Here is a 19546-nt window from a genome sequence, read left to right as displayed (position 1 = left end):
TAGTAATAAATTAGACTTTTCAAACAACCTCTTAGAGGTATACTCACATTGACAAACTGACTTGGGAACCTTGCTGGGTTTTATTAACCTCAATGCGGGCTTGAAAGGCTTCTTTGAGATGGGGCATATGGGTTACAGTCAGTATACAGGCGAAGTCACAAGCGATCGCATTAATTGACGCAATCAAGCGATCGCATCCTTCCGCATCCTGTGTACCAAAGCCTTCATCTATAATTAATAACTGCAACGCCGCACCCGCCCTTTGTGCCAATAATTTCGCCAGGGCTAAACGGATAGCAAAGTTAATTCTAAATGCTTCTCCACCAGAGTAAGTCTCATAAGCTCTTGTTCCCCTGGAATCGGCAATTAAAATATCTAAAGTATCAATCAGCTTGGCGTTTTTCTTCTTAGCTTTACTACTGCGTCCAGATTTCTGAGTAATAAATTGTACGTGTAGTTGATTAGCACTCAAACGCGATAACAGTTGATTTGTCTCAGCTTCCAGTTGCGGCAACACATTCTCAATCATCAGTGCTTGGATACCATTTTTACCAAACGCCTGCGCTAATTCCTGATAAACCCGTTGTTCCTGCTTACAAGATTGTAACTGCTGCTGCTGTTGCTCATACTGATTTTGCAGAGTTTCCAATTGCAGCATCAGCTGTTCTAAACGCCCTAAACTGGCGATTTTTTCATCAAGTTGTCGGCGACGGGTTTGAATTTGCTGCTCTAAAGCGTTAATTTGTTCAGTGGGATTGGCTGATTTGGCTAACTCCTGGGTAATACTTTCAATCTGAGTCAGTAGTTTTTGCCGTTCTTGTAATCTCTCGCTTCTCGAAACCTCTAAATCTTGCCATCGTTGCTGGAGTTGGGGATACTGCTGTTGCGCGGATAAAAGCTGTTGATAACGTAATTGCCAAGATTGGGCTTGGCGTACAGCTACGCGCAGGTTATTATGTTCCTCTGAACTGTAAGCAATTTCCGCAATACGACGCTGAAGTTCAGTGATTTCTTTAGCACAGTCAGAATCAATTTTATCTTTTTGGATTTGATTCTGTAACTGAGAAATAGTTGCTTGTAATTCTGGCTTACGGGCGGCTATTTGAGCTTGTCGTTTAGCTGCGTCTTTAATCTGCCCTTGTTTAATTTCTGCCCATCGCCAACGCTCTGCTTCACTTCTAGCTAGAGCATGGTCTTGTTCATTATAATTCAATTGTTGTAAATATTCTTCTAATTGTCGCAGTTGGGCTTGTTTGTCAGGGGCGTAATCACCTGCTTGCAGCGATCGCTCTAAATGTTGCTTTTCCTCAGCCAGTTGTTGTAATTGTTGGTCAGCATCACTGGTAGATTGGAGTTGTGCGGCTAATTGACCTCTTTGTTCTCTGAGAGTGTCATAAGGTGATACTTTTTGCAATATCTCCCGATATTCCTGCCTCAGTACCTGAATTTCTCGGTCTGAAACTGCCTTTTGTTCCCGAAATACCCACAACTGTCCTTCAGTATCCTTGTACTCGTCTTTGGTTTTATCTACCACACGATTCCAATGATGTTCATCTAAAGGACGCTCACACAGGGGACACGTGGCATCAGGAGTACGGAGCATTTCCAGTTTTTGCTCTAATTCCCCCAATAACCTTTCATATTCCCGTTGTTGAGCTTGTAGACGTTCCATAAAATGCCGTCTTTCCTGCCCTTTTTCCTGGACTCGTTGCAGATAAACTTTGTCTTTCTCCATCTGCGAAATCTGGAGTTCTAACTCTCTCGCCGCTTGCTGTAATTGCGGTTGACGTTGGGAGGAGCGTTGTAGTTGGTTTTCTGTAGCTTGTAACTGTTCTAGGCGTGCTAATAAACCAGCATGAACTTTATCCAGTTGACTTTGCAAATTTTGCCGTTGTTGCAACAAAGGAGAAACTTGCATTTGCAGTTCATCTAATTGAGTCACACGGCGACGAGCTGCGGTAAGTTGGGTTAAAGCCGCTTCGACATCCGCCGATTTATTTAGAGTCTGCTGAATTTCTGGCTCTTGTTGTTCTAATGCGAGTAATTGTCCTTGAACTTGTTGCAGTTCCCTTTCTAGTTCGTGAATTTGGTTAGTTAATTGCTGTTGCTTTTGTTGCAGTAAAGCCGTTGCATGGGTGTATTCTTGAAATTTAGTAGCAAAAGCTTCTTCTTGAGCTTGCAGAGTTTGATACTGGGTAAAACCAGATTTAATTTCAGCTTCCTGATTTAAGATGGCTGCTAAATCTGATAATTGACTCTGCACAGCTGACTGTTCTTGTTGCAAGCGATCGCCATCTTGAGTTAAATTTTGATGTTGTTGCCTGACAAAATTCAGTTGTTGTTCCCAATTTTGCCTCTGGTGCTGCACAACTTGCAAACTTTGTAATTGAATATTCTCAAAAGCTTGGACTTGTTGCAGTTGATTCAGTTCAGTTTCTAACTCGGTTTTTTGGGCTTGTGTTGCTTCCCGTTGTTGCAGCTGAACTTGGCTCGATTCCAGAGAACGCTCTAATTCTTCCGCCCTCGCTTTAAACTGGCGATATGTCTCTTTTGCCCGTTCTTCCAATTGATCATATTGATTTAGTTTTAATAATTCTGCTAAAATTTCCTTCCGTTCACTGGGACGCTTGATCATGAACTCATCAGCACGACCTTGACGCAAATAGGCAGAATTAATAAAAGTATCGTAATCAAGTTTGATGTGTTCTAAAATTAAATCTTGTGTAGCTCTGACTCCTTTCCCAGTTAAGGCGCGAAACCCAGAAGCTGTTTCTATTTGAAATTCTAAAACACCACTAGCACCCCGAACTCTGGTGCGAATTACCCGATATTTCTGCTGATTACATTGAAAAACATAATCAACCCTAACTTCTTTCGCACCTGAATGAATCACATCATCTTCAACACCGGCGCGACTTTGACCCCAAATTGCCCATGTAATTGCTTCTAGAAGAGAAGATTTACCCGCACCATTAGAACCACAAATACAAGCCGTATGCAAACCCCGAAAATCTAAAGTTGCATCACGGTAACTGAGGAAGTTTTTGAGGATAAGTTGTACTGGAATCATTGAGGCTATAGTGCCGCATCTAATGTTTTACGAACTTGCAGTACAGATGCACTATTTGATAGTTTACCTATGTGATTATCACTATTCTAGTCTTGAAGTCGGTAATTTTACTAATCTTAACAATATTTAGACCAGGTTTTTCATTTAGGCAAAATATTTTGCTTAATATGGGAGAAAAATGGAACTTCCATTTCCTGAAAAAACTTAAACCTGCTAACTTGGGTTGTATTTTTATGGTTTGAAAATCTTTCTTTCCCAAACCGGAATGAATTTTATACTGACCTGACGCAAAACTTAGGCTACTATATCCCCTATTGCCTTTGTGCAGTGTATGTGGGGAGTAGTGCAGGTCAATGAACATGATAAATGAGATAAATTTAATTGCTATAGCCGAACAATTTACGCCTCAAGGTCAGATTAAGGGCATTCAATCATTGGGAAATGGTAATATTAATGACACTTTCCTAGTAACTCTAGATTCACCAGGGAAAAAGCATTTTGTACTACAACGCATCAATACGCAGGTGTTTCGGCAGCCGGCACTAGTGATGCAGAATATGCAGATTTTAACAGATCATGTTAACGCTCGGCAAAGCCACGCCGCAGGCAATCGGCGTTGGGAGGTTCCCCGTGTTTTATTAACTCAGGAAAGCCAAAACCTCTGGACAGACCAGAATGGCGGTTACTGGCGGGCTATCAGCTTCGTAGAAAACGCCCAATCATTCGACACTTTAGCAGATAGTTCACAAGCTTCCGAAATCGGCTATGCCTTGGGGATGTTCCACAATCTCATCAGTGATTTACCCCCAGCAAAACTCGCTGATACTTTACCAGGTTTCCACATTACACCGACTTATTGTCAAGAATACGAAAATATCCTGAGAAAAGCTTGCCCACACTCATCCCCAGAAGTTAATTATTGCTTACAATTTGTCAGGAGTTGCACTACTTTTGTAGATATCTTAGAAAATGCTAAAGCTACAGGCAAATTACCACTACGCCTAATACATGGCGACCCTAAAATCAATAATGTCTTATTTGATATTAATACTCACAAAGCAATTAGCATCATCGACCTCGACACTGTAAAGCCGGGATTAGTACATTATGACATTGGCGACTGTTTGCGGTCGGGTTGTAATCCGGCGGGAGAAGAAACGGAACAGTGGGAAGAAGTTTATTTTGATACAGACTTGTGTCAAGGAATTTTACAGGGATATCTTGATGTTGCTCAAGCTTTTCTCTCAGAAAATGATTATATCTATATTTACCCTGCGATTCGTCTGATTAGCTTTGAGTTAGGGCTGAGATTCTTGACTGACTATCTAGCCGGGGATGTCTACTTCAAAATTAAGTATCCAGAACACAACTTAGCCAGGGCGTTAGTCCAGTTTAAGCTAACTGAGAGTATTGAATCTCAAGAAACCAATATTCGCCAAATTATCCAAGATTTGAGATGAAAAATCAGACATTTTCCCTACAACCATTTCCGTCTGAAAAATCTCTACCTATACAAATTACGGGTAATATCGCCCGATATGCCAATAAACTTAGCCTCCATTACCAACTTCTCGGAGACTTAAACCAAGTCATGATTCCCCCGTTATCAGATACACCAACCCGAAAGCATGAACTATGGGAAAATACTTCTTTTGAATTCTTCATTGCCATCAAAGATTCTGCCCAGTATTGGGAATTTAACCTTTCCCCATCTGGACATTGGAATATTTATCATTTTGATAGCTACCGTCAAGGAATGCAAGAAGAAACAGCCTTTAACATCCTTCCATTTACTGTTCAAAAACAATCGGATAATTTAACCCTGATATTAGAAGTAGATTTGAGTAAAATCTTGACGCAAACACAAAAAATTGAAGTTGCAATTACAACAGTAATCAAAGACAAAAATAGTGATATTACTTATTGGGCATTAACGCATCCAGGAGTAAAACCAGACTTCCATCTGCGAGATAGCTTTTTAATCCGCCCAAATTAAACCTCCTCAACTCCCCTCTCTGCGCCTCTGCGCCTCTGCGTGCCAAACAATCTTGCCCAAGTTATTTGCCGATTACTTCCATCCCCATCCCAACGCAACAAATTAGCAGCAGGACTAGAAATAATACCCGGTAAATTAATCGCTTTTCTAGGTGAATTAGTTGCTAAAGCGATCGCACTTCCTAAATCACAAATTCCCCACCTCACCAAATTTTGCACACCCAGCAACAAAGGTAAAGTAGTCCCTGATAAAGTCCCATCAGGTAATCTTGCCGTCCCATTTTTCACCTCAATGTGCCGATTATCCCAAGGATACACCCCATCGGGTAGCCCCAGAGGTGCGAGGGCATCACTCACCAAAAATAGCCCTTGTGCGTAGTTACTGGCGCGGAGGAGAATTTGCAGCATAGTGGGTGTAACGTGTTCACCGTCGGCAATAAAACCACACATCACATCAGGATGATTAATTGCTACACCTAAAAGCCCAGGTTCACGGTGATGTAATGGCGGCATGGCATTAAAAGCATGAGTTACCATTGTTGCCCCTAGTGTAAAAGCCGCTTTTGCCTGGGCTGCTGTTGCCAGGGAATGCCCTAAACTGACAATTATCCCCAAAGAACGCAAATATGGAATTACTTCCCCAGTGGGGTCTAATTCGGGGGCTAAAGTGATAACTTTCACAACATGGGCATAATCGCCCAAAACTCTTTTAACCTGATCAATTGTCAGAGGTAACAAATACTCGGCTGGGTGTGCGCCTCGCTTTTGGTAATTTAAAAATGGCCCTTCTAAATGTACCCCCAAAATCTTTGCGCCTACTTTTTGAGTGGAAATAGTATCAGCAATTATGGCGAGCGATCGCTGTATATTTTCTACTGAGGTTGTTACTAATGTGGGTAAAAATTCATCCACACCCACATCCCAGAGGTATTGCGATATTTTGGGCAGAATATGAGAATTTTCAGCGTTCAAATCTGGAAATGCCAACCCCAAAGCCCCATTAATCTGTAAATCGACACCACCCAAAGAAATCCAATCACCAGCAACATCTATTGAAGACTCACAGCCTGTAACTACAGAACTCATGGGCAAGATTTGCTCAATTATCCCCTCATCGTTAACAGAGATTCTTTGTAAATCTTGATAATCAGGTACTCGTGCATTAATAATATCTATGGGCTTTTGTGTTGCTGTTGTCATCACCTTAGTTCGCTAAAATCCAAAATCTAAAATTAATATGGCTCCTCTTATCGGTATTATCATGGGCAGCGATTCAGATTTACCCACCATGAAAGATGCGATCGCAATTTGTGAAGAATTTGGCGTAGAAACTGAAGTAGCAATTGTTTCAGCCCATCGAACTCCAGAACGCATGGTGCAGTATGCCCAACAAGCCCACGAAAGAGGTTTAAAGGTGATTATTGCTGGCGCAGGTGGTGCAGCCCATCTTCCTGGCATGGTAGCATCTTTAACTCCACTTCCGGTAATAGGCGTTCCCGTAGCTACTCGCAATTTACAAGGCGTTGATTCTTTATATTCGATTGTACAGATGCCTGGAGGTATTCCAGTCGCAACAGTGGCCATAGGTAATGCTAAGAATGCTGGACTGTTAGCAGTGCAAATTCTGGCTACACATCAACCAAAATTACTGGAAAAAGTGCAACAATATCGCCAAAATCTCTCAGAATCGGTAATGGCAAAGCAAGCAAAACTAGAACAACTAGGATATCAGCAATATTTGCAACAGGAACTGTAATTGCGTAACAGCAACAATATATCTGCTATCCAACTGTATTCGTTGATTTTCGCCGATTTTGATCATTGAACATGATTGGTTATTAACAGTTTATTTAACATTTTTATAAAATTTTAATAATCTTCTTGACTTTTTGAGCTTGAAGTCAGAGAATGCTGACACTGTAAAGGATACAGTTTCTCGCTCCGAATAGTTACAGACGGCTACAAGAGTCAAAGAAAATAAAAAAGTATCCGAAAATACAGACTTTCAGTGGCAGGAAATAGAAAATCAATCAAATTTGTGAGCGACTTTACCAAAAGTTGTTACATAAATTATTTTAATCATGCCAGTTGTTGGGCATTCAAAGAGTCAACTTGTAGTATAATTATCGCCTTCTAGCGGAATTTTTCCGCAAAAATTGGCAATTGTGGAGATTCTTCGTTCCAAAACATGACTATTTCTAGGTTCAAAGTTTAAGAGAGGGAGGCTTGACAGTTGCATAAAATGCATAATACTTTTTCCAAAAGAGCATCACGAAGTATTTACAAATGTACTAGTATTTGCCTAAGATTTTAGTTAGTTCATGTGAATTTATGCTTTGCAAAATAGTGGTCTAAATGACACATATCATAATCCATTAGGTTTAACTTTTGGCTCTATTCTGTTGGCTAAAGTAATCTTTTTCGTACAAGATTGGAGGCTGTAATTTAAACTCATGTACAAACAAAAATCCCGAAGAAAAAATAGGTCACTGTCTGCAAGAAAATACGCTAAAAATACACAATTTAACTCAAAATTCCAAAAATTAAAGCTAGGAATTCAGAAACTCTCTCCTAGCTGGCAAGCCTGTATACCTCTAGCTTGTTTGATTGTTTTGGGCTGGGGTTATGTAGCAGTTGCCCAAACACCAGATGCCGGACCAACCACAGCAGAATTGAAAGTAGCTCTGGACACGCTTTGGGTAGCAGTTGCGGCCTTTTTAGTATTCTTTATGAATGCTGGTTTCGGGATGTTAGAAACTGGCTTCTGTCGCCAGAAAAACGCCGTCAACGTTCTTTCTAAAAACTTAATTGTTTTTGCTCTAGCTAGTATTGCTTTTTGGGCAATTGGCTTTGGGATTATGTTTGGTGATGGTAATAGCTTCTTGGGAACCTCTGGGTTTTTCATCTCAGGAGCAGATAACAGTCCTGTAACAGGCGATGCTTATCAAGGTGTCTTCAGTTCTCTGAGTTGGGCTGGTGTACCTTTAGCCGCCAAGTTTTTATTTCAATTAGCATTTGCAGGAACTGCGGCCACAATTGTTTCTGGTGCAGTCGCCGAACGCATTAAATTTGCTGACTTCTTAATCTTCAGCATCCTACTTGTCGGTATTGCTTACCCCATCACCGGACATTGGATTTGGGGTGGTGGTTGGTTAAGTGAATTTGGATTCTGGGATTTTGCGGGTTCTACCGTGGTTCACTCCGTTGGTGGTTGGGCGGCTTTAATGGGAGCAGCATTTCTCGGTCCACGCATCGGTAAATATCAAGACGATCAAACTGTGGCTTTACCAGGTCACAATATGAGTATTGCTACCTTGGGCTGTTTAATTCTGTGGTTGGGCTGGTTTGGTTTTAACCCCGGTTCCACAATGGCTGCTGATGCTAACGCGATCGCTCACATAGCTGTTACAACTAATATGGCTGCTGCTGCGGGTGCAGTTGCCGCTACAGGTACAGCTTGGATTTACTTAGGTAAGCCAGACCTATCAATGATTATCAACGGCGTATTGGCTGGCTTGGTAGCAATTACAGCCCCTTGTGCTTACGTAGGTATTCCGGCTTCTTTACTCATCGGCTTTATTGCCGGAGTCATTGTAGTCTTCTCAGTCACACTCTTTGACAAAATTAAGATTGATGACCCAGTAGGAGCAACATCAGTTCACCTAGTTTGCGGTATCTGGGGAACTCTAGCAGTTGGACTCTGGTCTGTCGGTCCTGGTGTTTATTCTTGGTACGGTGAAGGTGCTGGACCCACTGCGGGTTTATTTGCCGGTGGTGGTTTAGGACAGTTATTCATTCAACTGGTGGGTATTCTGAGTGTAGGTGGGATCACAGTTGTTGTTAGCAGCATCTTCTGGCTATTACTTAAGGCTACTTTAGGTATCCGAGTCTCTCGTGAAGAAGAGTTAGAAGGTTTGGATATCAGCGAACACGGTATGGAAGCATACAATGGATTTGTCACAGAAACTAGTCCTGGTGGATTTCCTGAAGGATATGGTTCATCTGGAATCTCACAAGATAAATATTAATTCTGTTTGATTATTCAACAACACCCGCCCCTAAAATTTTTGACCTTGGTCTAACTGGCGGGTTTTTTCATGCAAAATTTTTTCTAGCTGATAAATCAAGACGCGATAAATCGCGTCTCTACAGTCAGCACTAATGACATATTGGCGCGAAGGATTTAAAATCTGAGTCAAATCATTGGTATATTTTGCTATTCGTGTCCACTTCTGCAAAAACCTTTCCTCTCTGGGGATTTTTCTTGCTAGTAACCAACAGCATACTCATGTTGGCGGTTATCTTGCTCATTTGGCAACAACAGCGATTTAAAGCTGTTTTTGGCAATCCACTCTCCCCAGATCAAGTTCGTCAAACCCAAGTCGCCACACCAGAGTTAGGTTCCCGTCATCAACTCACTTATCAGCAGTGGGTAGATATTCTTAAGCAAGAAGCTAAAGTGGCCTCTGACCAACCTCCTGAGCGTTTAAGTATCCTTACAGGAGATTCTCTGAGTCTGTGGTTTCCGCCTGAGTTGTTACCTGAAGATAGAAATTGGCTCAATCAGGCGATTTCTGGTGAATCCAGTGATGGACTATTAAGAAGATTAGATTTATTTGACAGTACCCAGCCAGAGGTAATTTTTGTGATGATTGGGATTAATGATCTCGTCCGGGGGGTAAGTGATCGAGTCATTATAGAAAATCAGAGAAAAATTATGACTTACCTCCGTAAAACCCATCCGCAAGCGCAAATCGTTATCCAGTCAATTTTGCCTCATGGGGATGAAGAAGCAACTTGGGAGGGAAAAGATAAACTGCTGAAGATTCCCAACAGTCGGATTCGCCAGTTAAATCAACAACTACAAAAAACAGCTACCAAAGTAGGTGTTAAATACCTCGACTTGTATCCTTTGTTTACCAATCAGCAGGGTAATCTCCGCAGTCAATTTACTACTGATGGTTTACATCTGAATTCCACAGGTTATCTAGTTTGGCGAACTGCGTTACAAATGTATAACAATATGGAAGTAGGGAGTAGAAAGTAGGCTTAATTTCTACTTAAATTTTTACATCTTCTATCAAATCGTGTCTTAGCACGAGAAAATAAGAAATAGTGATTTAAATTGCCAATACAATGGATACAAAAGCTTTTAAACGTACACTCCAACATTCAGACAATTACAACCGCAAGGGATTTGGACACAAAGCCGAAGTGACTACCCAGTTGCAATCTGAGTATCAAAGTAACTTGATTCAAGAAATTCGCGATCGCAATTACATCTTGCAAAGAGGTGATGTCACCATCAGACTAGCCCAAGCCTTTGGTTTTTGCTGGGGTGTAGAACGCGCTATAGCAATGGCTTATGAAACCCGTCAGCATTTCCCCACAGAACGCATCTGGATTACCAACGAGATTATTCACAATCCCTCTGTGAATCAACGAATGCAGGAAATGAATATTGGTTTTGTACCGATGGAAGCTGGTATAAAGGATTTTTCTGTAGTGCAGAGCGGTGATGTAGTCATCCTACCCGCATTTGGAGCCAGCGTTCAAGAAATGCAAATCCTCCATGATCAAGGTTGCAAAATTGTAGATACCACTTGTCCTTGGGTGTCTAAAGTTTGGAATACCGTAGAAAAGCACAAAAAAGTTGCTTACACTTCCATTATTCACGGTAAATATAAGCACGAAGAAACAATTGCTACTAGTTCCTTCGCTGGCAAATATCTGATTGTGCTGAATTTAAAAGAAGCCCAATATGTTGCAGATTATATTCTGAATGGAGGCAATCGCGAAGAATTCTTGCAAAAATTCGCTAAAGCTTGTTCGGCAGGATTTGACCCTGATCAGGACTTGCAAAGAGTGGGGATTGCCAACCAAACCACCATGCTCAAAGATGAAACTGAGCAAATTGGTAAGCTGTTTGAGCGGACAATGATGCAGAAGTATGGAACCATTGAGCTAAATCAGCATTTCCAAAGCTTTAATACCATCTGTGATGCTACTCAAGAACGGCAAGATGCCATGTTGGAATTAGTACAAGAAAAATTAGATTTAATGTTAGTAATTGGGGGATTTAATTCATCGAATACGGCTCAATTACAACAAATTGCAGCTGAAAGGAAAATTCCTTCTTATCACATTGACTGTGTAGAACGCATTAAATCAGCAAATGCTATAGAACATCGCCAGTTAAATGGAGAATTAGCGATCGCACAAAACTGGCTACCCAATGGCAAAATAGTCGTAGGAGTAACCTCTGGTGCTTCCACTCCAGATAAAGTAGTCGAAGACATCATGGAAAATATTTTCGCATTAAAGGCATTAGTACCAGTAATGAGTGCTGAGTAGTAAATTAAACGTAGGTTGGGTTAAGCGCAGCGCAACCCAACGCTGCCAATAATAATGATGTTGGGTTTCCTTACGTCAACCCAACCTACAATTTTTTACTTAATTTCTACTCAGCACTCAGCACTCAGCACTCAGCACTTCTCTATAACTACAACCTGGGTAAAATTTCCGGCAACAAATGACCAGGAATCTGAGATAAAGCTAAATTTTGTCCTTGTATCCCCAATTGACTGTGGAAAGCTCGAATTGTTTTCAGAATATAAGTGAAAGTTGTTTGATAAGCCTCTGAGTCTGGGCTAAATCCATTTAAGGCTTGCAAATGATTCTTTAATGCTGCCTCCAGGTGTTGTGAACTTGCAGCTTTGTCACTATTGAAAGAATTATCTGTGATTAGCTGATAATGAGCTAAAGCCAAATTATTATGAGCAGCAAACAAATCAAAACTTAAAGGTGTACCGCTAAGTGAGTGAGCCAAGGCAATAGCTTCATCATAAGCCTCAATAGACAATTGTAATAAATTTTGTCGTGACTCCTGAGTTGTTTGTGATAAGTTGGCTAAATGCCAATAGGCAGTACCCAGATTATTTTGTGTCGCAGCACAAGCAGTGGGAACATTCGCAGGAGTGCGATATTTTAAAGCGTCGAGGTAGACATCAATCGCTAGTTGCAGATTTTTTGCTGGTTGTTCGTCATATTGTGCCAAATTCCAAAAGGCAGTACCAATATTATTTTGAATCATCCCATATTTCAACGGTTCCTGTTTCGGACTGTAGTGAACTAACGCTTTACTGTATGATGCGATCGCTTTCTGCAAATTCACCACTGGTTGATTATACTGCCCTAAATGCCAGTAGGCAGTGCCTAAATTATTTTGACAAGCAGCATACTTTAATGGTTCTATATCGGCTGTCCGATATCGCAGTGCTTCACTGTAAGCTAAGACTGCTTTTTGCCAATTTTCCGAAGGTTGAGCAAAACGAGCTAAATCACCATAAGCAGTACCGAGATTATTTTGTACCCGTGCATAAGTATCTGATTGTTCTGTGGGATATATCAACTTTGCAGCTAAATTATAAAACTCAATTCCCTGCTCTATATAAACTTTTCCATCGCCTGTATTATGAGGGGCGCGGTGCAGCATCCAGTAAAGTGTACCCAAGTCATTTAAAATATCTGGCAGTTGCGGTGAAGTTTCATCGTAGGTAGCCGCCTCCTGATAAGCGAGAATTGCCACCATCAAATTTTCTAGACTTGACTTTCCCTGTTCAATGCGTAGACGATATAAATTTCCTAAACGAAGATACTCGGCTGCTAATACCTCTCCAGAAGCTTGTTGTGAGTGTAGTTCTTCAATCTCGAAGAGAATTTGCTGCGCTGGTTGATTATCCTCTCCATTTTCAGCCGTAGTCCTGTTGAGCGTTGGTATAATTAGTTCGGTTAAATCTTTATTAATATGAGATAACGAAAATTGCAATGGGTTATTACCTTGACTGGATCTGGTAGTGAATTTTTGTTGCTGCTTTGCAGTCTTCAACAATTCCGCAGTTAACGCTAAAGTTTCTTGTTGTTGTTCTGAAGAATGCGTTGTTGATTCCACTGGAAAGTCAAAATCATCCCCAAATTTTAAGCCGTTAGCAGACGAGGCTTTAAGTTCAGCTTCGATGATTGATTCATCGAGAACAGATTGCTCAATATCTTCTAAATCCACATTTCTAGAACGGTCATAACGTTCTGGATAACCTTGATTTTCTGTCGTTGGTGTGGGTTCTCCCGCAAATACAAACACACCAGTCCGCCAGCGCCAGAATTGTGGTGCTGATTGCTCAATAGCGGATAACCAAGGACGCGATACCCACAACAGTACGCTGGATTCTAGAGACTGAGTAGACTCTTGACTAGAAAAAGTCTGCTCACTTAAGCGCAAATAATGTAAAAATAAACGCTGTATCGCCACTGGTTGTTTAGTTAACTGTTCCACACCGACAATCTGAAATATCGGTATGGGTAAAGGTCTACCTGACGTATTTTTTGATGCCCCAACAATTGGTGGCGGATAATTAGCCAGCCATTGATTTATCTGTTCAATAGGATTAGGATCACTTAAATTCAACCTTAATGTCACCAATCGTGGATAAGCTGGAGTGCTAGTTTCATAACTGTTCACAGGTTTATATAGCACTTGCCCGACTGGATAAGCTAAAGTAGAATGCAAACGGGCGGCCACTTGATTGCGTAAGTGTAAATTGTCACTAACTGCCAAAAAAAATTGTCGTCTTAAACCAAGACTAAGGGCAAGTTTTAAACGATGATATACTTGTCGGTTCCAAGTAAAATTACTGCGGTTTTTAGTATCATTCACGCTCATGGCGGCTAAGAAGCCCAAACATGGTATGTATAAGTTTTACAGGTTAAATGACAGCAGACAGACAAAAATTTAATTATGACTGTTGATCTGCTCAGTATGCTTTAGCTTTTTCAGATTTGTGGAAGTACAGCCAAGTGCTGAATAGAAACCAAATAGGGGCGGGTTTACAGATATACTCAATTACTAATAATAATTTTAATAAACCCACCTCTACATCAAGGCTTTCAGGAAGCAAAAATGTGCTAACTTCCTTGACAGTTGCTATATAAAGTAGAAAGTATTTATTTATACTTAAAACTTTATATATAATTCTAACAAAAAAACAAAAAACAAGGTTCCTGCTCACATAGAAACCTTGAAACTCAAGATTTAAATTTTTTAAATTTTATTAAAAAATTGGATGCTCAAGTAACATGAGAAACAGAGAAGGCAACAACAATTAACCCAGCAACCAACAATATAGCAGCGAATCCTAAGAAAATATAGGTACGTTTTTGGCTGTTTGTCGGAGGTTCTGCTTGGTAAACCTTTGGTTCGCGGGCGAAATTGTTCAGACGACCGCCTTCTTCGTTTGTATAGGGCATGAATAAATTCCTGATTATTTGCTTTTATTCGTTTTATGTTACATAAGCCCTATATTCTGCTTTCATACTTAGAGACAAATCTTTACGTTGAAAAGCAAGCAGAGGAAAGTTAAAGTAATTTCTAACTCCCCCCTGTCCCCTGCCCCCCTGCTTCTTCACCGATTCTCTAATTAGTAATTGTACCGGTGAGTGGTGAACTGGCACTAGCATAGGTTTTCAGGGGCATTCTGCCAGCTAGGTAAGCCATACGACCGGCTACGGCTGCTAAATTCATGGCTTGAGCCATTGCTGGGGGGTTTTGGGAAAGGGCGATCGCACTATTAATTAATAAAGCATCTGCACCTAATTCCATCGCCTGGGCAGCTTCAGAGGGTGAGCCAATGCCGGCATCTACCACTACAGGGATATTGGCATTCTCAATGATAATTTGAATATTAGCCGTTGTTTTCAGCCCTTGTCCTGAACCAATGGGGGACGCTAAAGGCATAACTGTGGCACAGCCTACATCTTCTAGACGCTTGGCTAACATCGGATCGGCATTAATGTAAGGCAGTACAGCAAAACCTTCTTTGACTAGCTGTTCAGCAGCTTGCAGTGTCCCAATCGGATCAGGAAGTAAATATTTCGGATCAGGTATAACTTCCAATTTCACAAAATTATTATCTTCCTGTCCCAAAAGTTTCGCCATTTCACGCCCCAAACGCGCCACCCGAATCGCCTCTTCTGCGGTTTCACAGCCGGCAGTATTGGGCAACATCCAGATTTTTGTCCAATCCAAAGCTTCAGCTAAACCTTCATGTCCTGCGGCTTTCGTTTGTACCCTTCTAACTGCCACAGTTACAATCTGGCAACCACTAGCAACAACACTTTGCTGCATTTCCTCAATACTGCGATATTTGCCTGTCCCCGTCATTAAACGCGATTGAAACGTCCTCCCAGCAATTACCAAAGGTGGACTTGTAGAGACGCGATTCATCGCGTCTTCCACTTTTTCTTCAACCGCAATATTTCCGTTAGAGAAGTTGGCAGAGTGGGTAAGCATAGAAGTGGGGGTAGATGACTGACTATGAAAGCGGGAATAGTGGAAATTAGACAATATGGGATCAGATTTGTGTTCCCAAATCAAATCGGCAATTAATGCTGCTGTGAGCGGCGCAAGTAATATACCATTACGATAATGACCTGTAGCCAAAGTTAAATTTTTACAGTGGCTAGTGCCGAAAATCGGTAACTCATCAGGTGTCGCTGGACGAAATCCCCACCAAAATTCCTGAATGGGATAATCCTGTAATTGGGGATATAGACTTATGGCTTGTTGAAGTAAAGTTTGAATACCTGCGGGGGTGTTGTGGGGCGTAAAACCCACATCTTCACTTGTTGCCCCAATAATAATAGAACGGTTTCGCCTCGGTACGATGTAAATATTATCTCCAAACAAAACCCGCGTCAGGGGTAATTCGGGGATAAAGTCTGGGACTCGCACCCTCAACATTTGTCCTTTGCGAGGACTTACAGGTAATGGTAATAATTCATTAGACCATGCACCAGTGGCTAAAACATAATGGTCAGCACGAATCACGCCTGTGTTTGTTTGTACGCCAACAACTTCTCCAGACTGCTGTAAAAATGCTTCTACTTTAATGCCATCTTTGAGTTCAACACCTAGAGACTCAGCAGCTGTCCTCAGTACATTTATTAAAGCCCGATTGTCAACTTGTCCATCTTCTGGATACCACCAGCCACCAACGACTTCCGAACCCAATCCTGGCTGATATTGATGAATTGCGGCTTGATTTAGCCAATATGGAAATTGGGCAGGAGCAGTATCTAATTTATCTTCTTGTCCTTGATAAACTGGTGCTAAAATTCCACAAGACCAGTAACCAGTATTTAAACCAGTTAAGTCTTCGAGTTTGTGCGTCCAGTCTGAATATAAGGCACGCGATCGCCTACACAAAGAAAGCATTGCACCATTGGGAATGTTTTCCGCATCTGGTGCTAACATCCCGGCGGCGGCGTGGGTAGCAGCAGCCTGAAAATCACGGCAAAGCACGGTGACAGAGCCTCCGCGCAATTTTAATTCCACGGCGATCGCCAAGCCAATCACGCCGCCACCAATAATCAAAACGTCACTAGTCATTAGTCATTAGTCATTTATCATTAGCTATTTACCATTAGTACATAAACTAATAACCCATAACTAATAACTCGTCACGACTATGCTGGTTTACCACAAAGCCCGAATTGGACTTCTACCCTGATTGCTGGTGCTGGCTGTGCTAGCTGTGCTGGTTGAAGTTGAGGTTGTACTTGACCCAAAGCCTGTGCTTCTAGTACCTGATGTCGTCCTCTCAGAACTGGAAGAAGAATCATTACTTTGAGCAACACTACCTCTATTTTCAGAAGTAGAAAAGCTATCTTGAGCAACACTACCTCTATTTTCAGAAGTAGAAAAATTATCCTGAGCAACGCTACCGCTACTTTCAGGGGCTGTTTCATTACTTGTAGTCCTGCTAGGAGAGGAGCTATTTACATTAATATTAGCTGGAAGTACTTTGGATGTTTTGCCGTCAGCAGCATCATTACTGGCGGTTTGTTGTCCACCCATCGGGAAATTAATCCCTAATAACGTACCCAGTAAAATTGCCAAGCCTCCGGCCATGAGAATTAGTGGAGTCCATCTACCCATCTTAATATTTTCTCCTTTTTTAACCTAACCTTCTGGTGTCCATACTATTTGGGAACCTTGTCCCCAAAATCCATCAAATTTTGTGACTTTTACATCCCCTAGTACCTCAGTTTGACAAGCTAAACGGAGTTCTGTTGTAGGAGAATGGGGAGGAAGCGAACGTCTCGCTTTGTCTCGCCAATTTGCAGCAGATACCTCACCTTCTACTTTGACTGCACAGGTTCCACAACTGCCAATACCTCGACAGTTGATTAACTTAGCGCCGCCATTATAAAGGTCAATATCATTTTGCTGCAAAACTCGCCGTAAATTAGCTCCCGCGTAGCACTCAATTGTCTTACCTTGAGCTAGTACCTTGGGCATATCTTAATTACCAAACAGGCTTTTTGTTGTATATTGGCACATCGCCTTACTAGTTGTCTCGCAAGTCTCAGTTTTATGACCACAAACCCCTCACCTCAACTTTGGCTATATGACACCACGCTACGCGATGGCACTCAGCGCGAGATGCTCTCAGTTTCTATAGAAGATAAGTTACGCATTGCCCGCAGACTCGACCAATTGGGAGTTCCATTCATCGAAGGTGGTTGGCCTGGTGCCAATCCCAAGGATGTTCAGTTCTTCTGGCAATTGCAAGAGTATCCGCTAAAACAAGCAGAAGTTGTGGCTTTTTGTTCTACACGCCGCCCTCATACCACTGCTGACACGGAGCCAATGCTGCAAGCAATTTTAACTGCGGGTACTCGTTGGGTGACAGTGTTTGGCAAATCTTGGGATTTACACGTTACAGCCGGACTCAAGACGACTTTAACAGAAAATCTCGCCATGATTCGAGATACTATCGAGTATCTTTGTTTACAAGGGCGACGGGTGATTTATGATGCTGAACACTGGTTTGATGGCTACAAGCACAATCAAGATTATGCTTTACAGACATTAGAAGTGGCGATCGCAGCAGGTGCAGAATGGCTAGTCCTCTGTGATACAAATGGTGGTACTTTACCCCACGAAGTTGGTCAAGTCGTGGAATCAGTAATTAATTATGTCTCATCAGTTAATAGTCAAAAACCAACCCCCCAAATCGGCATCCACACTCATAACGATTCAGATACAGCCGTAGCTAACGCTTTAGCTGCTGTCATGGCAGGGGCCAAAATGGTACAAGGTACAATTAACGGCTACGGTGAACGATGTGGTAATGCTAACCTCTGTTCATTAATTCCCAATCTACAACTTAAGCTTGGTTATAGCTGTATCGCAGAACACCAGCTAAATCAACTTACAGAAGTTAGTCGCTTTGTGAGTGAGGTCGTAAACCTCGCCCCCGACGAACACGCCCCCTTTGTAGGACGTTCAGCTTTTGCTCATAAAGGTGGTATCCATGTCTCAGCAGTAGAACGAAACCCCCTCACTTACGAACACATTCAACCAGAAGAAGTCGGTAATCTTCGCCGCATAGTAATTTCCGAACAATCTGGACTCAGTAATGTTTTAGCCAAAGCCCGGAGTTTTGGCATTGAACTAGATAAGGACAAACCAGCCGCCCGACAAATTCTACAACGCCTCAAAGAATTAGAAAGTGAAGGATATCAATTTGAAGCAGCAGAAGCGAGTTTTGCCCTGTTGATGTACGAAGCTTTGGGTGGTCGTCAGAAGTTTTTTGAAGTCAAAGGTTTCCAAGTACATTGTGATTTAGTTGAAGGTAAAGAAACTAACAATGCCCTAGCCACAGTAAAATTAGGGGTGAATGGGAAAAATATTTTGGAAGCAGCAGAAGGAAATGGCCCCGTTGCCGCTTTGGATGCCGCATTACGCAAAGCTTTAGTGAATTTTTATCCCCAAATTGCCACCTTTGAATTAACAGATTACAAAGTGCGGATTCTTAACGGACATACTGGTACAGCAGCGAAAACTCGTGTATTAGTAGAATCAGGTACTGGTTCTGAACGTTGGACAACTGTCGGAGTTTCCCCCAACATTTTGGCAGCTTCCTATCAAGCAGTTGTAGAGGGCTTGGAATATGGTTTGTTGTTACATTCCCAAGCCAGGGGGGAAGAGGCAGGGGGGCAGGGTGCAGGGAGCCGGGGGGAGAAGACGGCAACTTCCTAATGACCAATGACTAATGACCATCAAGAAAACTGTTCCCAGGATTGCGTGACCAATTGACTCAGCCAACGCCGTTGTTGCTGATTTAACATGGGATCGTCAGCTAGTAGTTGAGCAGTTAATTCTTCTAAGGATTGTCCCTGAGAACGCACAAGTTTGATCACTCCGGCGATGGCTGAGGCGACTAATTCTGCATCAATTGGCTGTTGCCGTAGGGCAAAAATTTCCTGGGGACTGTCTGGGATGGGATAATTCATGGCGTAGGATTAAAAAAAATACAAAATGAACAATAAACTTTGACAAACTATTAAAAATTCTTTACTCAATCTTTATTGAACCAATAGGGCGGAGTCTAGCGTAGTTTCTACCTTTATAAAATCTGT

Annotated in this window: 16 protein-coding genes; 7 read left to right on the top strand and 9 right to left on the bottom strand. The window is 41.8% G+C overall.

Going from position 1 to position 19546, the window contains the following annotated elements:
• Positions 1-43: 43 nt before the first annotated feature.
• Positions 44-3070, bottom strand: coding sequence for an exonuclease subunit SbcC (gene sbcC / locus ACM0OW_RS03380; protein ID WP_414548623.1), 3027 nt, complete (start codon positions 3068-3070; stop codon positions 44-46).
• Between the two features lie 359 nt (positions 3071-3429).
• Here sbcC and ACM0OW_RS03375 point away from each other — a divergent pair, with 359 nt between their 5' ends.
• Positions 3430-4530, top strand: coding sequence for a phosphotransferase enzyme family protein (locus ACM0OW_RS03375; protein WP_414548834.1), 1101 nt, complete (start codon positions 3430-3432; stop codon positions 4528-4530).
• Positions 4527-5066, top strand: coding sequence for a DOMON-like domain-containing protein (locus ACM0OW_RS03370; RefSeq protein WP_414548622.1), 540 nt, complete (start codon positions 4527-4529; stop codon positions 5064-5066). Before ACM0OW_RS03375 ends, ACM0OW_RS03370 begins: the two co-directional genes overlap by 4 nt.
• On the opposite strand, the gene nagA is transcribed toward ACM0OW_RS03370, so the two are convergent.
• Entirely contained in the window at positions 5063-6265 is a 1203-nt protein-coding gene (gene nagA, locus ACM0OW_RS03365; RefSeq protein ID WP_414548621.1) for an N-acetylglucosamine-6-phosphate deacetylase, read from the bottom strand. The genes ACM0OW_RS03370 and nagA overlap by 4 nt on opposite strands.
• 37 nt (positions 6266-6302) lie before the next feature.
• On the opposite strand from nagA, the gene purE reads away from it, so the two are divergent.
• Together purE and ACM0OW_RS03355 are read left to right on the top strand one after the other, a co-directional pair.
• Positions 6303-6821, top strand: coding sequence for a 5-(carboxyamino)imidazole ribonucleotide mutase (purE, locus tag ACM0OW_RS03360; protein WP_414548620.1), 519 nt, complete (start codon positions 6303-6305; stop codon positions 6819-6821).
• 697 nt (positions 6822-7518) lie between these two features.
• Positions 7519-9093 carry an ammonium transporter gene (locus ACM0OW_RS03355; protein ID WP_414548619.1) on the top strand — a complete coding sequence of 525 codons (1575 nt, stop codon included), beginning with the start codon at positions 7519-7521 and terminating at the stop codon, positions 9091-9093.
• A gap of 30 nt (positions 9094-9123) precedes the next feature.
• On the opposite strand, the gene ACM0OW_RS03350 is transcribed toward ACM0OW_RS03355, so the two are convergent.
• The gene (locus ACM0OW_RS03350; RefSeq protein ID WP_414548618.1) at positions 9124-9303 is read right to left on the bottom strand and encodes a hypothetical protein; all 180 of its coding nucleotides are present in this window, start codon (positions 9301-9303) and stop codon (positions 9124-9126) included.
• Between the two features lie 50 nt (positions 9304-9353).
• On the opposite strand from ACM0OW_RS03350, the gene ACM0OW_RS03345 reads away from it, so the two are divergent.
• Together ACM0OW_RS03345 and ACM0OW_RS03340 are read left to right on the top strand one after the other, a co-directional pair.
• Positions 9354-10112 carry an SGNH/GDSL hydrolase family protein gene (locus tag ACM0OW_RS03345; RefSeq protein WP_414548617.1) on the top strand — a complete coding sequence of 253 codons (759 nt, stop codon included), beginning with the start codon at positions 9354-9356 and terminating at the stop codon, positions 10110-10112.
• Positions 10113-10201: 89 nt separating this feature from the next.
• The gene (locus tag ACM0OW_RS03340; protein WP_414548616.1) at positions 10202-11419 is read left to right on the top strand and encodes a 4-hydroxy-3-methylbut-2-enyl diphosphate reductase; all 1218 of its coding nucleotides are present in this window, start codon (positions 10202-10204) and stop codon (positions 11417-11419) included.
• Between the two features lie 148 nt (positions 11420-11567).
• On the opposite strand, the gene ACM0OW_RS03335 is transcribed toward ACM0OW_RS03340, so the two are convergent.
• From ACM0OW_RS03335 to ACM0OW_RS03315, 5 genes are all read right to left on the bottom strand, one after another.
• Positions 11568-13784 carry a tetratricopeptide repeat protein gene (locus ACM0OW_RS03335; protein ID WP_414548615.1) on the bottom strand — a complete coding sequence of 739 codons (2217 nt, stop codon included), beginning with the start codon at positions 13782-13784 and terminating at the stop codon, positions 11568-11570.
• Positions 13785-14188: 404 nt separating this feature from the next.
• Positions 14189-14368, bottom strand: coding sequence for a photosystem II assembly protein Psb34 (gene psb34, locus ACM0OW_RS03330; RefSeq protein WP_414548614.1), 180 nt, complete (start codon positions 14366-14368; stop codon positions 14189-14191).
• A gap of 166 nt (positions 14369-14534) precedes the next feature.
• Positions 14535-16508 carry a glycine oxidase ThiO gene (gene thiO / locus ACM0OW_RS03325; RefSeq protein WP_414548613.1) on the bottom strand — a complete coding sequence of 658 codons (1974 nt, stop codon included), beginning with the start codon at positions 16506-16508 and terminating at the stop codon, positions 14535-14537.
• An 87-nt stretch (positions 16509-16595) separates the two neighbouring features.
• Entirely contained in the window at positions 16596-17057 is a 462-nt protein-coding gene (locus ACM0OW_RS03320; protein ID WP_414548612.1) for a hypothetical protein, read from the bottom strand.
• Positions 17058-17081: 24 nt separating this feature from the next.
• On the bottom strand, positions 17082-17420 hold the full coding sequence (locus tag ACM0OW_RS03315; protein ID WP_414548611.1) for a 2Fe-2S iron-sulfur cluster-binding protein: 339 nt from the start codon (positions 17418-17420) through the stop codon (positions 17082-17084).
• Positions 17421-17495: 75 nt separating this feature from the next.
• On the opposite strand from ACM0OW_RS03315, the gene cimA reads away from it, so the two are divergent.
• The gene (cimA, locus tag ACM0OW_RS03310; RefSeq protein ID WP_414548610.1) at positions 17496-19166 is read left to right on the top strand and encodes a citramalate synthase; all 1671 of its coding nucleotides are present in this window, start codon (positions 17496-17498) and stop codon (positions 19164-19166) included.
• Positions 19167-19186: 20 nt separating this feature from the next.
• Here the strand turns inward: cimA and ACM0OW_RS03305 are convergent, their stop codons facing one another.
• Positions 19187-19420 carry a hypothetical protein gene (locus tag ACM0OW_RS03305; RefSeq protein WP_323212104.1) on the bottom strand — a complete coding sequence of 78 codons (234 nt, stop codon included), beginning with the start codon at positions 19418-19420 and terminating at the stop codon, positions 19187-19189.
• Positions 19421-19546 lie beyond the last annotated feature (126 nt).

This window comes from Anabaena sp. CCY 0017 (assembly GCF_963920885.1).
In the GTDB taxonomy this organism is placed as follows: Bacteria; Cyanobacteriota; Cyanobacteriia; order Cyanobacteriales; family Nostocaceae; genus Nodularia.
The sequence above is the reverse complement of the archived record's forward strand: the minus strand, read 5'-3'. Positions and strand labels throughout refer to the sequence as shown.

Coding starts and splice junctions, on each gene's coding strand:
- sbcC (WP_414548623.1), bottom strand. CDS start 3,070: ATGATTCCAGTACAACTTATCCTCAAAAACTTCCTCAGTTACCGTGAT.
- ACM0OW_RS03375 (WP_414548834.1), top strand. CDS start 3,430: ATGATAAATGAGATAAATTTAATTGCTATAGCCGAACAATTTACGCCT.
- ACM0OW_RS03370 (WP_414548622.1), top strand. CDS start 4,527: ATGAAAAATCAGACATTTTCCCTACAACCATTTCCGTCTGAAAAATCT.
- nagA (WP_414548621.1), bottom strand. CDS start 6,265: ATGACAACAGCAACACAAAAGCCCATAGATATTATTAATGCACGAGTA.
- purE (WP_414548620.1), top strand. CDS start 6,303: ATGGCTCCTCTTATCGGTATTATCATGGGCAGCGATTCAGATTTACCC.
- ACM0OW_RS03355 (WP_414548619.1), top strand. CDS start 7,519: ATGTACAAACAAAAATCCCGAAGAAAAAATAGGTCACTGTCTGCAAGA.
- ACM0OW_RS03345 (WP_414548617.1), top strand. CDS start 9,354: ATGTTGGCGGTTATCTTGCTCATTTGGCAACAACAGCGATTTAAAGCT.
- ACM0OW_RS03340 (WP_414548616.1), top strand. CDS start 10,202: ATGGATACAAAAGCTTTTAAACGTACACTCCAACATTCAGACAATTAC.
- ACM0OW_RS03335 (WP_414548615.1), bottom strand. CDS start 13,784: ATGAGCGTGAATGATACTAAAAACCGCAGTAATTTTACTTGGAACCGA.
- psb34 (WP_414548614.1), bottom strand. CDS start 14,368: ATGCCCTATACAAACGAAGAAGGCGGTCGTCTGAACAATTTCGCCCGC.
- thiO (WP_414548613.1), bottom strand. CDS start 16,508: ATGACTAGTGACGTTTTGATTATTGGTGGCGGCGTGATTGGCTTGGCG.
- ACM0OW_RS03320 (WP_414548612.1), bottom strand. CDS start 17,057: ATGGGTAGATGGACTCCACTAATTCTCATGGCCGGAGGCTTGGCAATT.
- ACM0OW_RS03315 (WP_414548611.1), bottom strand. CDS start 17,420: ATGCCCAAGGTACTAGCTCAAGGTAAGACAATTGAGTGCTACGCGGGA.
- cimA (WP_414548610.1), top strand. CDS start 17,496: ATGACCACAAACCCCTCACCTCAACTTTGGCTATATGACACCACGCTA.
- ACM0OW_RS03305 (WP_323212104.1), bottom strand. CDS start 19,420: ATGAATTATCCCATCCCAGACAGTCCCCAGGAAATTTTTGCCCTACGG.